This window comes from Actinacidiphila acididurans (genome assembly GCF_016918855.1).
Classification (GTDB): Bacteria; Actinomycetota; Actinomycetes; order Streptomycetales; family Streptomycetaceae; genus Actinacidiphila; species Actinacidiphila acididurans.
On record NZ_JADKYB010000004.1, the window covers coordinates 386,200 to 400,267 of the forward strand.

The 14,068-nt window shown below is 68.5% G+C and carries 18 protein-coding genes; 2 read left to right on the top strand and 16 right to left on the bottom strand.

Annotated features, from left to right (window positions below):
* Position 1 precedes the first annotated feature (1 nt).
* The 12 genes from rplN to rpsJ form a co-directional block, all read right to left on the bottom strand.
* On the bottom strand, positions 2-370 hold the full coding sequence (gene rplN, locus ITX44_RS09515) for a 50S ribosomal protein L14 (protein ID WP_037912379.1): 369 nt from the start codon (positions 368-370) through the stop codon (positions 2-4).
* A gap of 100 nt (positions 371-470) precedes the next feature.
* The gene (rpsQ, locus tag ITX44_RS09520) at positions 471-782 is read right to left on the bottom strand and encodes a 30S ribosomal protein S17 (protein ID WP_205356625.1); all 312 of its coding nucleotides are present in this window, start codon (positions 780-782) and stop codon (positions 471-473) included.
* Positions 782-1,015, bottom strand: coding sequence for a 50S ribosomal protein L29 (rpmC, locus tag ITX44_RS09525; protein ID WP_205356626.1), 234 nt, complete (start codon positions 1,013-1,015; stop codon positions 782-784). Before rpmC ends, rpsQ begins: the two co-directional genes overlap by 1 nt.
* Positions 1,015-1,434 (bottom strand): 50S ribosomal protein L16, encoded by a 420-nt coding sequence (gene rplP / locus ITX44_RS09530; RefSeq protein WP_205356627.1) that lies wholly within the window; start codon positions 1,432-1,434, stop codon positions 1,015-1,017. The genes rpmC and rplP overlap by 1 nt, the downstream gene beginning before the upstream one ends.
* 6 nt (positions 1,435-1,440) lie before the next feature.
* Entirely contained in the window at positions 1,441-2,277 is an 837-nt protein-coding gene (rpsC, locus tag ITX44_RS09535; protein ID WP_205356628.1) for a 30S ribosomal protein S3, read from the bottom strand.
* Positions 2,277-2,624, bottom strand: a complete 348-nt coding sequence (rplV, locus tag ITX44_RS09540; protein ID WP_205356629.1) for a 50S ribosomal protein L22 — start codon at positions 2,622-2,624, stop codon at positions 2,277-2,279. The genes rpsC and rplV overlap by 1 nt, the downstream gene beginning before the upstream one ends.
* A 38-nt stretch (positions 2,625-2,662) precedes the next feature.
* Positions 2,663-2,944, bottom strand: coding sequence for a 30S ribosomal protein S19 (rpsS, locus tag ITX44_RS09545; protein ID WP_205356630.1), 282 nt, complete (start codon positions 2,942-2,944; stop codon positions 2,663-2,665).
* Positions 2,945-2,956: 12 nt separating this feature from the next.
* The gene (rplB, locus tag ITX44_RS09550; RefSeq protein ID WP_205356631.1) at positions 2,957-3,793 is read right to left on the bottom strand and encodes a 50S ribosomal protein L2; all 837 of its coding nucleotides are present in this window, start codon (positions 3,791-3,793) and stop codon (positions 2,957-2,959) included.
* Positions 3,794-3,834: 41 nt separating this feature from the next.
* Complete coding sequence (gene rplW, locus ITX44_RS09555) at positions 3,835-4,167, bottom strand: 50S ribosomal protein L23 (protein ID WP_205356632.1); 333 nt, start codon at positions 4,165-4,167, stop codon at positions 3,835-3,837.
* On the bottom strand, positions 4,167-4,817 hold the full coding sequence (rplD, locus tag ITX44_RS09560) for a 50S ribosomal protein L4 (protein ID WP_205356633.1): 651 nt from the start codon (positions 4,815-4,817) through the stop codon (positions 4,167-4,169). Before rplD ends, rplW begins: the two co-directional genes overlap by 1 nt.
* A gap of 5 nt (positions 4,818-4,822) precedes the next feature.
* Positions 4,823-5,467 (bottom strand): 50S ribosomal protein L3, encoded by a 645-nt coding sequence (gene rplC, locus ITX44_RS09565; RefSeq protein WP_205356634.1) that lies wholly within the window; start codon positions 5,465-5,467, stop codon positions 4,823-4,825.
* Positions 5,468-5,481: 14 nt separating this feature from the next.
* Complete coding sequence (rpsJ, locus tag ITX44_RS09570) at positions 5,482-5,790, bottom strand: 30S ribosomal protein S10 (RefSeq protein ID WP_014144312.1); 309 nt, start codon at positions 5,788-5,790, stop codon at positions 5,482-5,484.
* 781 nt (positions 5,791-6,571) lie between these two features.
* Here rpsJ and ITX44_RS09575 point away from each other — a divergent pair.
* Together ITX44_RS09575 and ITX44_RS09580 are read left to right on the top strand one after the other, a co-directional pair.
* A complete protein-coding gene (locus tag ITX44_RS09575) occupies positions 6,572-6,943 on the top strand; it encodes an ATP-binding protein (RefSeq protein WP_205356791.1) in 372 nt (123 codons plus the stop codon).
* Positions 6,944-7,241: 298 nt separating this feature from the next.
* Complete coding sequence (locus ITX44_RS09580; protein WP_205356635.1) at positions 7,242-9,074, top strand: PIG-L family deacetylase; 1,833 nt, start codon at positions 7,242-7,244, stop codon at positions 9,072-9,074.
* A gap of 84 nt (positions 9,075-9,158) precedes the next feature.
* Here ITX44_RS09580 and tuf read toward each other — a convergent pair whose 3' ends face one another.
* The 4 genes from tuf to rpsL all read right to left on the bottom strand — a co-directional run bounded on the left by tuf (position 9,159) and on the right by rpsL (position 13,448).
* Positions 9,159-10,352, bottom strand: a complete 1,194-nt coding sequence (gene tuf, locus ITX44_RS09585) for an elongation factor Tu (protein WP_205356636.1) — start codon at positions 10,350-10,352, stop codon at positions 9,159-9,161.
* Positions 10,353-10,437: 85 nt separating this feature from the next.
* Positions 10,438-12,564 (bottom strand): elongation factor G, encoded by a 2,127-nt coding sequence (gene fusA / locus ITX44_RS09590; protein WP_205356637.1) that lies wholly within the window; start codon positions 12,562-12,564, stop codon positions 10,438-10,440.
* Between the two features lie 39 nt (positions 12,565-12,603).
* Complete coding sequence (gene rpsG / locus ITX44_RS09595) at positions 12,604-13,074, bottom strand: 30S ribosomal protein S7 (RefSeq protein ID WP_205356638.1); 471 nt, start codon at positions 13,072-13,074, stop codon at positions 12,604-12,606.
* Between the two features lie 2 nt (positions 13,075-13,076).
* Positions 13,077-13,448 carry a 30S ribosomal protein S12 gene (gene rpsL / locus ITX44_RS09600; protein ID WP_014144289.1) on the bottom strand — a complete coding sequence of 124 codons (372 nt, stop codon included), beginning with the start codon at positions 13,446-13,448 and terminating at the stop codon, positions 13,077-13,079.
* Between the last annotated feature and the right edge of the window lie 620 nt (positions 13,449-14,068).

Here is a 14,068-nt window from a genome sequence, read left to right on the forward strand (position 1 = left end):
GTTACAGCACCTCCGGCGCGAGGGAGACGATCTTCATGAACCTCTTCTCGCGCAGCTCACGGCCCACGGGGCCGAAGATGCGGGTGCCGCGCGGGTCGCCATCGTTCTTGAGGATGACGGCCGCGTTCTCGTCGAAGCGGATGTACGAGCCGTCGGCCCGGCGGCGCTCCTTGACGGTGCGCACGACGACGGCCTTGACGACCTCGCCCTTCTTCACGTTGCCACCGGGGATCGCGTCCTTGACGGTGGCCACGATGACGTCACCGATGCCCGCGTAGCGGCGGCCCGAGCCACCGAGAACACGGATGCAGAGAATCTCCTTGGCACCCGTGTTGTCGGCGACGCGCAGCCGCGACTCCTGCTGGATCACGTCTTTCTCCTGTGTGTCTGCCGGTTCCCGGTGGGGCCGTGGTCACCCACGGCCCCACCGAGCCTGGCGGAACTGGCCTGCGAGAGGTTTCCCGCAGGAATTACTTGGCCTTCTCCAGAATCTCCACGACGCGCCACCGCTTGGTCGCGGACAGCGGACGGGTCTCCATCAGCAGGACCCGGTCGCCGATGCCCGCGGCGTTCTGCTCGTCGTGCGCCTTGAGCTTGCTGGTGCGGCGGATGACCTTGCCGTAGAGGGCGTGCTTGACCCGGTCCTCGACGGCGACCACCACGGTCTTGTCCATCTTGTCACTGACCACCAGACCCTCACGGGTCTTGCGGAAGCCGCGCTGCTCGGCAGCGTCGCCCTGGGTGCTGGTCTCGGTCACGTCAGTCACGTTGCTCTCGCTCATCAGGCGTTCTCCACCGTTTCCACGGTCTCGATGCCCAGCTCGCGCTCGCGCATCAGGGTGTAGATCCGGGCGATGTCCTTGCGGACGGTCTTGAGCCGGGTGTTGTTCTCCAGCTGTCCGGTGGCCGCCTGGAAGCGGAGGTTGAACAGCTCCTCCTTGGCCTCGCGCAGCTTGCCGAGGAGCTCCTCGTCGCCGAGCTGACGCAGCTCGGTCGCCTTGGTACCGGCCGCCATCACGACTCACCTGCCTCGCGCCGCACGATGCGGCACTTCATCGGAAGCTTGTGGGCGGCTCGGGTGAGCGCCTCACGAGCGACCTTCTCGTTGGGGAAAGACAGCTCGAACATCACCCGACCGGGCTTGACGTTCGCCACCCACCACTCGGGCGAGCCCTTGCCGGAACCCATGCGGGTCTCGGCGGGCTTCTTGGTCAGCGGGCGGTCGGGGTAGATGTTGATCCACACCTTGCCGCCACGCTTGATGTGCCGGGTGATGGAGATACGAGCGGACTCGATCTGCCGGTTGGTGACGTACGCCGGCGTCACGGCCTGCAGGCCGAACTCGCCGAACGCCAGCTCGGTGCCGCCCTTGGCCATGCCGTCACGGTTGGGGTGGTGCTGCTTGCGGTGCTTGACCCTGCGGGGGATCAGCATGGTGGATCAGCTCTCCGTTCCGGGGGTCTCCGCGGCCGGCGCGGACTCCGCACCGGCGGTCGCCTCGGTCTTGGGGGCCTGGGCACCGTCCGTCTGCGGACGGCGGCCGCGGCCACCGCGCTCGCCGCCGCGGCGCTGCGGACGGTCGCCACCGGCGCCGCCGCGGGCCGGACGGTTGCCGGCGCGGGCGGCGGCGTTGTCGGCGCGCACCTCGGCGATGTTCTTCACGTCGCCCTTGTAGATCCACACCTTCACGCCGATCCGGCCGAAGGTGGTCTTGGCCTCGAAGAAGCCGTAGTCCACGTTGGCGCGCAGGGTGTGCAGGGGGACCCGGCCCTCGCGGTAGAACTCGGAGCGGGACATCTCGGCGCCGCCGAGGCGGCCACCGCACTGGATCTTGATGCCCTTGGCGCCGGCCTTCAGCGTGCCCTGCATGCTCTTGCGCATGGCACGACGGAAGGAGACACGGGAGGACAGCTGCTCGGCGACCGCCTGGGCCACGAGCTGCGCGTCCATCTCCGGGTTCTTGACCTCGAGGATGTTGAGCTGGACCTGCTTGCCGGTCAGCTTCTCCAGGTCGCCGCGGATACGGTCGGCCTCCGCGCCGCGGCGGCCGATGACGATGCCCGGCCGGGCGGTGTGGATGTCGACGCGGACGCGGTCGCGGGTGCGCTCGATCTCCACCTTGGAGATGCCGGCCCGCTCCATGCCCTGCGTCATCATCCGGCGGATGGCGACGTCTTCCTTGACGTAGTCCTTGTACAGCTTGTCGGCGTACCAGCGGGACTTGAAGTCCGTGGTCACACCGAGCCGGAACCCGTACGGGTTAACCTTCTGGCCCATTACCGGGTCCCTTCCTTGCTGGCGACGACCACGGTGATGTGGCTGGTCCGCTTGCGGATCCGGTAGGCACGGCCCTGGGCGCGCGGCCGGAACCGCTTCAGGGTCGGGCCCTCGTCCACGTACGCCTCGCTGATGAACAGCGTCTTCGGGTCCGTGTGGTCGTAGTTGTGCGCGGCGTTGGCGATGGCGCTGTCGAGCACCTTGCCGACCGGCACGCTCGCGGCCTGCGGCGTGAATCGCAGGACCGCCTGAGCCTCCGTGGCGTCGAGGCCACGGATGAGGTCCACCACGCGGCGGGCCTTCATGGGCGTGACGCGGATGTACCGCGCCTGGGCCCTGGCTTCCATGGTTGTCCCTTCGGTGTCTGTGGTCTTCATTCCGCTGATCAGCGACGACGCGACTTACGGTCGTCCTTCTCGTGGCCGCGGAAGGTGCGGGTCGGCGCGAACTCGCCGAGCTTGTGGCCGACCATCGACTCAGTGACAAACACCGGGACGTGCTTACGGCCGTCGTGCACCGCGATCGTGTGGCCGAGCATGGCCGGGACGATCATCGAGCGGCGGGACCAGGTCTTGATGACGTTCTTGGTGCCGGCTTCGTTCTGCGAATCCACCTTCTTGCTCAGGTGGTCGTCGACGAAGGGCCCCTTCTTCAGACTGCGCGGCATCTACACCCGCTCCTAGCGCTTCTTGTTCGTCTTGCGGCGGCGGACGATGAGCCGGTCGCTGGCCTTCTTGGGAGAGCGCGTACGCCCCTCCTTCTGGCCCCACGGGGACACCGGGTGGCGGCCACCGGAGGTCTTGCCCTCACCACCACCGTGCGGGTGGTCCACCGGGTTCATGGCGACACCGCGGACGGTCGGGCGGACGCCCTTCCAGCGCATGCGGCCGGCCTTGCCCCAGTTGATGTTGGACTGCTCGGCGTTGCCGACCTCGCCGATGGTGGCGCGGCAGCGGACGTCGACCATCCGGACCTCACCGGAGGGCATGCGAAGGGTGGCCATGTTGCCCTCCTTCGCGAGGAGCTGCACCGAGGACCCCGCGGAGCGGGAGATCTTGGCGCCGCCGCCGGGCCGCAGCTCGATGGCGTGGATCGTGGTACCGACCGGGATGTTGCGCAGCGGCAGGTTGTTGCCGGGCTTGATGTCGGCGTTGGCGCCGGCCTCGACCCGGTCACCCTGCTGCAGCTTGGCCGGGGCGAGGATGTAGCGCTTCTCGCCGTCGGCGTAGTGCAGCAGCGCGATGCGCGCGGTGCGGTTGGGGTCGTACTCGATGTGCGCGACCTTGGCGGGCACGCCGTCCTTGTCGTGCCGACGGAAGTCGATGACACGGTAGGCACGCTTGTGGCCGCCGCCCTGGTGGCGGACGGTCACACGACCGGCATTGTTACGGCCGCCCTTGCTGTGCAGCGGGCGGACCAGCGACTTCTCCGGCGTGGACCGCGTGATCTCGACGAAGTCGGCGACGCTGGAGCCACGACGGCCCGGGGTCGTCGGCTTGTACTTGCGGATACCCATTTCTCAGTCCTCGTCCGTATCGGACGATCCGGACCGCCCGGTCAGGCGGTCGGACCGCCGAAGATGTCGATGCGGTCGCCCTCGGCGAGGGTCACGATGGCGCGCTTGGTGTCGGCACGCTTGCCGAACCCGGTACGGGTGCGGATCCGCTTGCCCTGCCGGTTGATCGTGTTGACCCCGGTGACCTTGACCTGGAAGACCGCCTCGACGGCCTGCTTGATCTGGGTCTTGTTGGCACGCGGGTCGACGATGAACGTGTACTTGTTCTCGTCCAGCAGCGCGTAGCTCTTCTCGGAGACCACCGGCTTCAGCAGGATGTCACGGGGGTCCGTGTACGTCTTGCTGGTGATCGTGGTCGCGGTCGGCTCGGCCATCAGGCGTCGCTCCCTTCGGTCTCGGCGGCGCCGTTACCGGTGAAGCGGTCGAAGGCGGCCTTGGTGAAGACCACGTCGTCGGAGACGAGCACGTCATAGGTGTTGAGCTGGCCCGCGTCCAGGATGTGCACCTGGGGCAGGTTGCGGGCGGACAGCCAGCCGGCCTCGTCGGCACGCTCCAGCACCAGCAGGACGTTCTTGCGCTCGCTGATCTTGCCGAACAGCGTGCGCGCGGCCTTGGTCGACGGGGCCTCGCCCTCGACGACGCCGGTCACGACGTGGATGCGGTTGTGCCGGGCCCGGTCGGTGAGGGCACCGCGCAGGGCGGCGGCCTTCATCTTCTTCGGGGTGCGCTGGGAGTAGTCCCGCGGCACGGGGCCGTGCACGACGCCACCGCCGGCGAACTGCGGGGCGCGGGTCGAACCCTGACGGGCGCGGCCGGTGCCCTTCTGGCGGTACGGCTTCTTGCCGCCACCACGGACCTCGCCGCGCGTCTTCGTCTTGTGCGTGCCCTGGCGGGCCGCGGCGAGCTGCGCGACGACGACCTGGTGGATCAGCGGGATGCTGACCTTGGCGTCGAAGATCTCGGCCGGGAGCTCGACGGTCCCGGCGTTGTCGCCGGACGGCGACAGGATGTCAATGGTGCTCATATCCTTCAGGCCCCCTTGACCGCGGTGCGGACCAGGACGAGGCCGCCGTTGGGACCGGGCACCGCGCCCTTGATCAGGAGCAGGCCCTTCTCCGCGTCAACGGCGTGGACGGTCAGGTTCTGGGTGGTGACCCGCTCGTTGCCCATGCGGCCGGCCATGCGCAGGCCCTTGAACACGCGGCCCGGGGTGGCGCAGCCGCCGATGGAGCCCGGGGAGCGGTGCTTGCGCTGCACACCGTGGCCGGCGCCGAGGCCGCCGAAGTTGTGCCGCTTCATGACACCGGCGAAGCCCTTGCCCTTGCTCTTGCCGGTGACGTCCACCTTGACCCCGGCCTCGAACACCGTGGCGGTGATCTCCTGGCCCAGGGAGTACTCGGCGGCGTCGGAGGTCCGCAGCTCGACCAGGTGGCGGCGCGGGGTGACGTCGGCCTTGGCGAAGTGGCCCTTGAGCGGCTTGTTCACCTTGCGGGGGTCGATCTCGCCGAAGGCGAGCTGGACCGACTCGTAACCGTCGGCTTCGTTCGTGCGTACCTGGGTCACGACATTCGGCCCGGCCTTGACCACGGTCACGGGGACGACACGGTTGTTCTCGTCCCAGACCTGGGTCATGCCGAGCTTCTCGCCCAGGATGCCCTTGATCTGCTTGGTCATCTCTTCCGCGCCTCTCAGAGCTTGATCTCGATGTCGACGCCGGCCGGAAGGTCCAGGCGCATCAGCGAGTCAACGGTCTTGGGCGTCGGGTCGAGGATGTCGATCAGGCGCTTGTGCGTGCGCATCTCGAAGTGCTCGCGCGAGTCCTTGTACTTGTGCGGCGACTTGATGACGCAGTACACGTTCTTCTCAGTGGGCAGCGGCACCGGGCCCGCGACCTGCGCACCGGTACGGGTCACCGTCTCGACGATCTTCTTCGCCGAGGAGTCGATGACCTCGTGGTCGTAGGCCTTGAGCCGGATGCGGATCTTCTGTCCCGCCATGGCTACTCCGTAGTCCTTGTCTCTATACGCCCTGGCATCCGCTTCCCCGACCCACGCGGTCGGGCGTGTCGCGCCCCTGGCAGATGATTGTCCGCATGCGGATTTCCCTCACCCAGGGGGTTGCGTGGGCGATGCGCCCACCGGATGCCTGGTCGGAGCCGCGCTGACGCTTCCCGGAAGATTCCCGTACGTCCGTCCCAGCGCTGCCCGGGGGGCAGATAGGACGACGAGTACCGTGGGACTCGCTTCCGGTCCTCCCGACGGGAGGCGCGCAGCATCGGCGCTCGACCGAGCAACTTGGGTAGTTTGCCATACAGCCCCTACCCAGCGCCAATCGAGCCGCACAGCTTACCCCTGACGGGTGGCCCGCCAAACCACGCACACCCGCGCGCGCAGTCCGGCCTGCGCCAAGTGCGGTACGCGCATGCGTGATTACGAAGAGTACAGCCTAGGTACCCGCGGGGGGCGCTGCCCACATAAATCCTGGAAAGTCACTCAAAAAGGAGTAGACACCGGGGAAGTTGAGGCGCGGGAGCCCGCAAAGCGCCTAAAAAGGACCTTGGGTAAGGACTCTTACCCGAACTGGCTTACCGGGCTTGCCGCAGCGGCGGGCAGGGTACCCCGGACAAGGAGGGACCGGGTGGGCGATCAACCGGACAGCACACGGCCGTACGGGCTCCCGGCCTGGCCGGGGGGTCTGGACAGCAGGGCTCTGGCCGATGTGCCCCACGACACATCCGCTCTCGAACTGGCCCTGCCGGCGAGGGAATTCACGGTCCAGATGCCGTCGACCCGCAGGGGCGCGCACCGGGCCCGGACCATCGCGGCGCACCAGTTGCGCTGCTGGCGGCTGCCGTACGACTCGGCGGCGCACATCGTGGCGGAGCTGGCCGCCAACGCGGCCCTGCACGGCCGCGTGCCCGGCCGCGACTTCCGCCTGACCCTGCGGGTGAACCGCACGTCGTCCGTGCTGCGCATCGAGGTGACCGACGCCCGCCCCGAGCGCCTGCCGGAAGCCCCTGCGCAGGGCGACGGCGCCGCCGAATGCGGCCGCGGCCTGCTCCTGGTCACCGCCCTCGCCGACCGCTGGGGGGTGACCGCCGGCCCGGTGCCCTGCAAAACCGTCTGGGCCGAACTGGATCTCCCCGGCTGAAGGGATGCGCTCCGGTAGCCGTCCGGGAGCGGGTGGGGTGCCCCGGCGCGGCTTTTGTGCAATTCAGCGCGCAACAATTCGTCGGCCGAAGCCAGGCGCGCCGGTAGCGGATTCCGGGCGCCGGGCGAGCGCGGGCGCGAAATTACCGAGGGGTCATTGAAAAGCGAATCGGTCGGGCGGCAGGCGGGCCGCACGACCGCGCGGGCGGGGGAAACGGCCGGAAACAGGCCGGCCGGGAGGCAACCCGGGAGCGCCGGCGCCGCTCCTATCGGACATGAGCGTGTCTTCACCACGAGGGGTGTCCCGACGGGAGCTGTTCGCGGTCACCACCGCCCTCGCCGCCGGGACGGCGCTGGGGGTCGCGGGGTGCACCGCGGGGCCGGTCGGGTCCGCGGCCTCGCACCGGCTGACGCTGCCGGACCCGGCAGCCACCGAGCCGTACCGGGCGGCCGCGAAGCCGCTGGTCATGAACATCGTGGCGCACCCGGACGACGACTTCTTCTTCATGAACCCGGACACGTTCACCACCCTGCGCTCGGGCACGCCCGTGGTGTCGGTGTACGTCACGGCCGGTGAGTCCACCGGCGTCAACCACGCGCCGTTCGGGCCCAAGCACCGGCACAAGCACGACCTGTCCGGCTACTCCTCCGCCCGCCACCAGGGCCTGCGTCAGGCGTACGCCACCATGCTCGGCCTGCCCCACTTCACCCCCTGGAAGCGGGACGTGATCACGCTGGCCGGCGGCATCCACGTCGAGACGGACACGCTCGCGCACGGCCGGATGAGCGCCCGCCTGGTGTTCCTCCAGGTCTCCATGCACGAGTGGAGCCCCACCGCCAGCCTGCCGATGATGTGGGACCGCGGCGGGGTGCCGCTGCCGTACATCGTCGCCAAGGGCGCGCCCGCCCCCGCCGACCGGCCCGCGGTCTGGACGCACGACAAACTGGTGGACGCGCTGGTGCAACTGATGGACCGGTTCCGGCCCACCCACATCCGCACCCTCGACCCGGACCCGGACATCCAGGTGCACGACAAGGCCCACCCCACGGGCAGCGACCAGCCGGGCTACTCCGACCACCGCGACCACACCGCCGCCGCGCTGTTCGCCTGGAAGGCGATGGACCAGTGGGTCGGGCAGGCCGGGCGCGCCGGCGGCATACCGCCCTTCACCACCGCCGCCTACCGCGGCTACTACAACCAGCGCTGGCCCAAGAACCTCCCGCCGGCCACGGTCGCCCTCAAGGCGCGCTTCATGTACCAGTACGGCGGCAACGGCGCCTGGCACTGCGGCAACCCTGCCGGCTGCGGGGACTACGGGCAGGGCCAGAACGAGCCGCTGAGCAATCGCAAGGGGTGGATACGGTCGACACATCCGCGTTACCCCGGCACCCGGCTGGTGTTCGCGCCCGCGCCGGCCGACCCGACAGCCACCGCCAAGTCCCGCACCCGGCCCCGTACGACCGCGCCCGCTCCCCGTACCGCCTTCGAGGTGCTCGGCACCCGGGCCATGCGGCACACCGAGACCGCCAAGGGGTTGTGGGGGCCGCCGGAGGACCTGGGCGGCGGGCCGCTGGCGCCCGTGCTCTCCTGCGAGCGGGCCGCCGACGGCACCATCCTGCTGTTCGCGCTGCGGTTCGCCTCGCTCGACGGACAGGGCGGGCGCAACGCGCGGGACATCGTGGTGTGGCGGGAGAACGGGGGCTGGCAGTCGCTGGGCAACCCCGAGCCGGACGACGACCGCGGGCGGCGTATCGGCTCCCCGGTCACCGTCCGCACCCCGGACGGCCGCGTCCATCTCTTCGTACGGAACGCCGCGCGAGGCGTTTCCACCCGGGTGCTCGGTGCCGGCGGCGCCTGGAGCGCGTGGCAGGACCTCGGCGGCGGTGAGGTTCAGGAGGGGCTTGCCGTCGCCACGGACAAGGCCGGCCTCATCCATGTCTTCGGGTCCGGCCATGCGAGCCTTCACCACTGGGTTCAGCGCGGAAGTGGTGGGGCTGTCGCCCCACGCCCCGTGAAAGGGCTCCCTCTTCCGGGGGACTTTCCCTCGGCGAGGCGTACGAAGGAGGGTGCGGTGGAGGTGGCGTACCCCTTGCCCGCGAGTGCCCGTACTTTCCGGACGACGGTTCGCTGAAAGGGGCCGCACAGCACAAAGGAGCCCCGCGTCCAATCGGACGCGGGGCTCCTTTTCGGCTGAAGGCCGAGCGCTAGCTGAAGGTCACTTGTTGATCTTGGTGACCTGGCCGGCGCCGACGGTCCGGCCACCCTCGCGGATGGCGAACTTCAGGCCCTCTTCCATGGCGATCGGCTGGATCAGCTGAACGGACATGGAGGTGTTGTCGCCCGGCATGACCATCTCGGTGCCCTCGGGGAGGGTCACCACGCCGGTCACGTCCGTGGTACGGAAGTAGAACTGCGGGCGGTAGTTGTTGAAGAACGGCGTGTGACGGCCACCCTCGTCCTTGGACAGGATGTACGCCTGCGCCTCGAACTCGGTGTGCGGGGTGACCGAGCCGGGCTTGATGATGACCTGGCCGCGCTCGACGTCCTCGCGCTTGATACCGCGGAGCAGCAGACCGACGTTCTCACCGGCCTGGCCCTCGTCGAGCAGCTTGCGGAACATCTCGATGCCGGTGACGGTCGTCGACGTCTTGTCCTGCTTGATGCCGATGATGTCGACCTGCTCGTTGACCTTCAGGATACCGCGCTCGATACGGCCGGTGACGACCGTACCACGACCGGTGATCGTGAAGACGTCCTCGATCGGCATCAGGAACGGCTTGTCGACGTCGCGCTCGGGGGTGGGGATCGACTCGTCCACGGCCGCCATGAGGCCGAGGAGCTTCTCCGCCCACTCCGGGTCGCCCTCGAGGGCCTTGAGCGCGGACACACGCACGACCGGCAGGTCGTCGCCCGGGAACTCGTACTCGGAGAGCAGCTCGCGGACCTCGAGCTCGACGAGCTCCAGGATCTCCTCGTCGTCCACCATGTCCGCCTTGTTCAGGGCGACCACGATGTACGGCACGCCGACCTGGCGGGCCAGGAGCACGTGCTCCTTGGTCTGCGGCATCGGGCCGTCGGTGGCGGCGACCACCAGGATCGCGCCGTCCATCTGCGCGGCACCGGTGATCATGTTCTTGATGTAGTCCGCGTGACCGGGGCAGTCGACGTGCGCGTAGTGGCGCGACTCGGTCTGGTACTCGACGTGCGCGATGGAGATGGTGATACCGCGCTGACGCTCCTCAGGAGCCTTGTCGATCTGGTCGAAGGCCGACGCCTCGTTCAGCTCCGGGTACTTGTCGTGCAGCACCTTGGTGATCGCCGCGGTAAGAGTGGTCTTACCGTGGTCGATGTGACCGATGGTGCCGATGTTGACGTGCGGCTTAGTCCGCTCGAACTTCGCCTTCGCCACTGGGGTCCTCCTGGGAGTGGATCTGTACGCCTTGCTTCATCGGCGCCAGGGTGATCTTTGCTGTGAATTCAAGCCTACGGCGGAGTTACTCGCCCTTGGCCTTCGCGATGATCTCCTCGGCGACGTTCCGCGGAACCTCGGCGTAGGAGTCGAACTGCATGGAGTAGCTGGCCCGGCCCGAGGTCTTCGACCGCAGGTCACCGACGTAGCCGAACATCTCCGAAAGCGGGACCAGGCCCTTGACGACCCGGGCGCCGCTACGCTCCTCCATGGCCTGGATCTGGCCACGGCGGGAGTTCAGGTCACCGATGACGTCGCCCATGTAGTCCTCGGGGGTGGTGACCTCAACGGCCATCATCGGCTCGAGGAGCACGGGGCTCGCCTTGCGGGCCGCCTCCTTGAACGCCTGCGAACCGGCGATCTTGAAGGCGAGTTCGGAGGAGTCGACCTCGTGGTAGGCACCGTCGAGCAGGATGACGCGCACGCCCACCATCTCGTAGCCGGCCAGGATGCCGAACTTCATGGCTTCCTGGGCGCCCGCGTCCACCGACGGGATGTACTCGCGGGGGATGCGGCCACCGGTGACCTGGTTGACGAACTCGTACGCCGCGTCCCCGCCCTCGAGAGGCTCGACGGAGATCTGGACGCGGGCGAACTGGCCCGTACCACCGGTCTGCTTCTTGTGGGTGTACTCGACCTTGTCGACGGTCTTGCGGATCGTCTCGCGGTACGCGACCTGCGGCTTGCCGACGTTGGCCTCGACCTTGAATTCCCGGCGCATGCGGTCGACCAGCACCTCGAGGTGCAGTTCGCCCATGCCGCCGATGATGGTCTGGCCGGTCTCCTCGTCGGAGTGGACCTGGAAGGACGGGTCCTCCTCCGCGAGGCGCTGGATCGCCACGCCGAGCTTCTCCTGGTCGCCCTTGGACTTGGGCTCGATGGCGACCTGGATGACCGGGGCCGGGAAGTCCATGGACTCCAGGATCACCGGGTTCTTGTCGTCCGACAGCGTCTCGCCGGTGGTGGTCTGCTTCAGACCCATCACCGCCACGATGTCGCCGGCGCCCACCGACTCGATCTCCTCACGCTTGTTGGCGTGCATGCGGTAGATCTTGCCGATGCGCTCCTTCTTGCCCTTCACCGAGTTCAGCACGGCCGAACCGGATTCCAGGCGACCGGAGTAGATCCGGACGAAGGTGAGCTTGCCCAGGTGGGGGTCGCTCATGATCTTGAACGCAAGGGCCGACAGCGGCTCGTCGTCGGACGGCTTGCGCTTGATGATCTCCTCGGGGTTGCCGACCGCGTGGCCTTCGATGGCCTCGATGTCGACCGGGGAGGGCAGGTAGCGCACGACCGCGTCGAGCAGCGGCTGGACACCCTTGTTCTTGAAGGCGCTGCCGCAGAACACGGGGGTGACGGTGACGCCGCCGCCCTTGCCGGAGTTGATCGTGATCCGGCGGATCGCGGCGTAGAGCTGCTCCTCGGTGGGCTCGGTGCCCTCCAGGTACAGCTCCATCATCTCGTCGTCGTTCTCGGCGACGCCTTCCAGCAGCTTGCCGCGCCACTCGTCGGCGGCCTCGGTGTGGGTGGCCGGGATGTCGACGACGTCGTACATCTCGCCCTTGGTCGCCTCCGGCGACCAGACCAGGGCCTTCATCCGGACGAGGTCCACCACGCCCTTGAAGTCGGCCTCGGCACCGATCGGGAGCTGCATCACCAGCGGGGTCGCGCCCAGGCGGTCGACGATCATGTCGACGCAGCGGTGGAACTCCGCGCCCGTGCGGTCCAGCTTGTTGACGAAGCAGATGCGGGGCACGCCGTAACGGTCGGCCTGCCGCCACACGGTCTCGGACTGCGGCTCCACACCGGCGACACCGTCGAACACGGTCACGGCACCGTCCAGGACGCGCAGCGAGCGCTCCACCTCGACGGTGAAGTCGACGTGCCCGGGGGTGTCGATGATGTTGATCGTGTTGTCCACGTTGTCCAGCGGCCAGTGACAGGTCGTCGCGGCGGACGTGATCGTGATGCCGCGCTCCTGCTCCTGCTCCATCCAGTCCATCGTGGCAGCGCCGTCGTGGACCTCACCGATCTTGTAGGAAACACCGGTGTAGAACAGGATCCGCTCGGTGGTCGTCGTCTTGCCCGCGTCGATGTGGGCCATGATCCCGATGTTGCGGACCGTGGCCAGGTCAAGCGAAGTGGTGGCCATGTGGCTCAGTCTTCTCTCGGTTCTCGATGGGGTTGCTGACTACCAGCGGTAGTGCGCGAACGCCTTGTTGGACTCGGCCATCTTGTGGGTGTCCTCGCGACGCTTCACGGAGGCGCCCAGACCATTGCTGGCGTCCAGGATCTCGTTCATCAGGCGCTCGGTCATGGTCTTCTCGCGGCGGGCGCGGGAGTAGCCGACCAGCCAGCGCAGCGCCAGGGTGTTCTGGCGGCCCGGGCGGACCTCGACGGGGACCTGGTAGGTCGCGCCACCGACGCGGCGGGACTTGACCTCCAGGGTCGGCTTGATGTTCTCCAGCGCGCGCTTGAGCGTGATGACCGGGTCGGTGCCGGACTTGTCCCGCAGACCCTCCATGGCGCCGTACACGATGCGCTCGGCGGTGGAGCGCTTGCCGTGCAGGAGGATCTTGTTGACCAGGGAGGTCACCAAGGGGGAGCCGTAAACCGGGTCGATGATGACCGGGCGCTTCGGGGCGGGGCCCTTACGAGGCATTCTTACTTCTCCTTCTTGGCGCCGTAGCGGCTGCGGGCCTGCTTGCGGTTCTTCACGCCCTGCGTGTCGAGCGAACCGCGGATGATCTTGTAGCGAACACCCGGCAGGTCCTTCACACGGCCGCCACGCACGAGCACGATGGAGTGCTCCTGCAGGTTGTGCCCCTCGCCCGGGATGTAAGCGGTCACCTCGATCCCGCTGGTCAGACGCACACGCGCGACCTTACGGAGCGCCGAGTTCGGCTTCTTCGGGGTGGTCGTGTACACACGCGTGCACACGCCGCGACGCTGCGGGGACCCCTTCAGCGCGGGCGTCTTGTTCTTCTCGACCTTGTCCTGCCGGCCCTTGCGGACCAGCTGCTGGATCGTAGGCACCGTTTCTCCGGTTTCTTTGTGCCGACTCGATACTTCTAACCTGGGTCCGACCCACGCGGTCGGGTGTGTCGCGGACCCCGCACCGTCTCCGCGTACGGAAAAGTGCGTGTGGCGGGTGCCGCTGGCCTCGGTGTTCCCGCACGGTCGTATGGCACGCGCAAGAACCCGGGCACACCCCAGGCACAAGATGAGAGGGTACCTACCGCATTGGTCGCGGTCAAAACAGATGCGTACGGGGGCGACACGCCCGCGTCCCTCTCCGCGGACGCCAGGCGCTGCGCGGAGGTCTCGCTCGGCGGCACGGCCGAGGACGGTCACCGGTGACGGCACAGGGACCCGGCGACATGGTACCCAAGATCGTACTCACCACCGGCCCATTCCGCGGACCGGGGGCCGAGGCCGCGGCGGGACGTGTGCGTCCCGTCCGCCTGGAGGCCCTCCTCACGGCCGAACGCGCCGCCCGCCGCCCGGCACCTCCCCGCGCCGGGTTCGGGCCCCTGGCCGCCCTGTGCGGGCCGGTGACGGCCCGCACAGGGCGTGCGGGCCGGCGACCGCACAAAAGGGGGCGGCGCCCCGGGGTTCGAAACCCCGGGGCGCCGCTCTCTTTCTGCGTGTTCCGA

Coding starts and splice junctions, on each gene's coding strand:
- rpsQ (WP_205356625.1), bottom strand. CDS start 782: ATGAGCGAGAGCAACGTGACTGACGTGACCGAGACCAGCACCCAGGGC.
- rpmC (WP_205356626.1), bottom strand. CDS start 1,015: ATGGCGGCCGGTACCAAGGCGACCGAGCTGCGTCAGCTCGGCGACGAG.
- rplP (WP_205356627.1), bottom strand. CDS start 1,434: ATGCTGATCCCCCGCAGGGTCAAGCACCGCAAGCAGCACCACCCCAAC.
- rpsC (WP_205356628.1), bottom strand. CDS start 2,277: ATGGGCCAGAAGGTTAACCCGTACGGGTTCCGGCTCGGTGTGACCACG.
- rplV (WP_205356629.1), bottom strand. CDS start 2,624: ATGGAAGCCAGGGCCCAGGCGCGGTACATCCGCGTCACGCCCATGAAG.
- rpsS (WP_205356630.1), bottom strand. CDS start 2,944: ATGCCGCGCAGTCTGAAGAAGGGGCCCTTCGTCGACGACCACCTGAGC.
- rplB (WP_205356631.1), bottom strand. CDS start 3,793: ATGGGTATCCGCAAGTACAAGCCGACGACCCCGGGCCGTCGTGGCTCC.
- rplW (WP_205356632.1), bottom strand. CDS start 4,167: ATGGCCGAGCCGACCGCGACCACGATCACCAGCAAGACGTACACGGAC.
- rplD (WP_205356633.1), bottom strand. CDS start 4,817: ATGAGCACCATTGACATCCTGTCGCCGTCCGGCGACAACGCCGGGACC.
- rplC (WP_205356634.1), bottom strand. CDS start 5,467: ATGACCAAGCAGATCAAGGGCATCCTGGGCGAGAAGCTCGGCATGACC.
- rpsJ (WP_014144312.1), bottom strand. CDS start 5,790: ATGGCGGGACAGAAGATCCGCATCCGGCTCAAGGCCTACGACCACGAG.
- ITX44_RS09575 (WP_205356791.1), top strand. CDS start 6,572: ATGCCGTCGACCCGCAGGGGCGCGCACCGGGCCCGGACCATCGCGGCG.
- fusA (WP_205356637.1), bottom strand. CDS start 12,564: ATGGCCACCACTTCGCTTGACCTGGCCACGGTCCGCAACATCGGGATC.
- rpsG (WP_205356638.1), bottom strand. CDS start 13,074: ATGCCTCGTAAGGGCCCCGCCCCGAAGCGCCCGGTCATCATCGACCCG.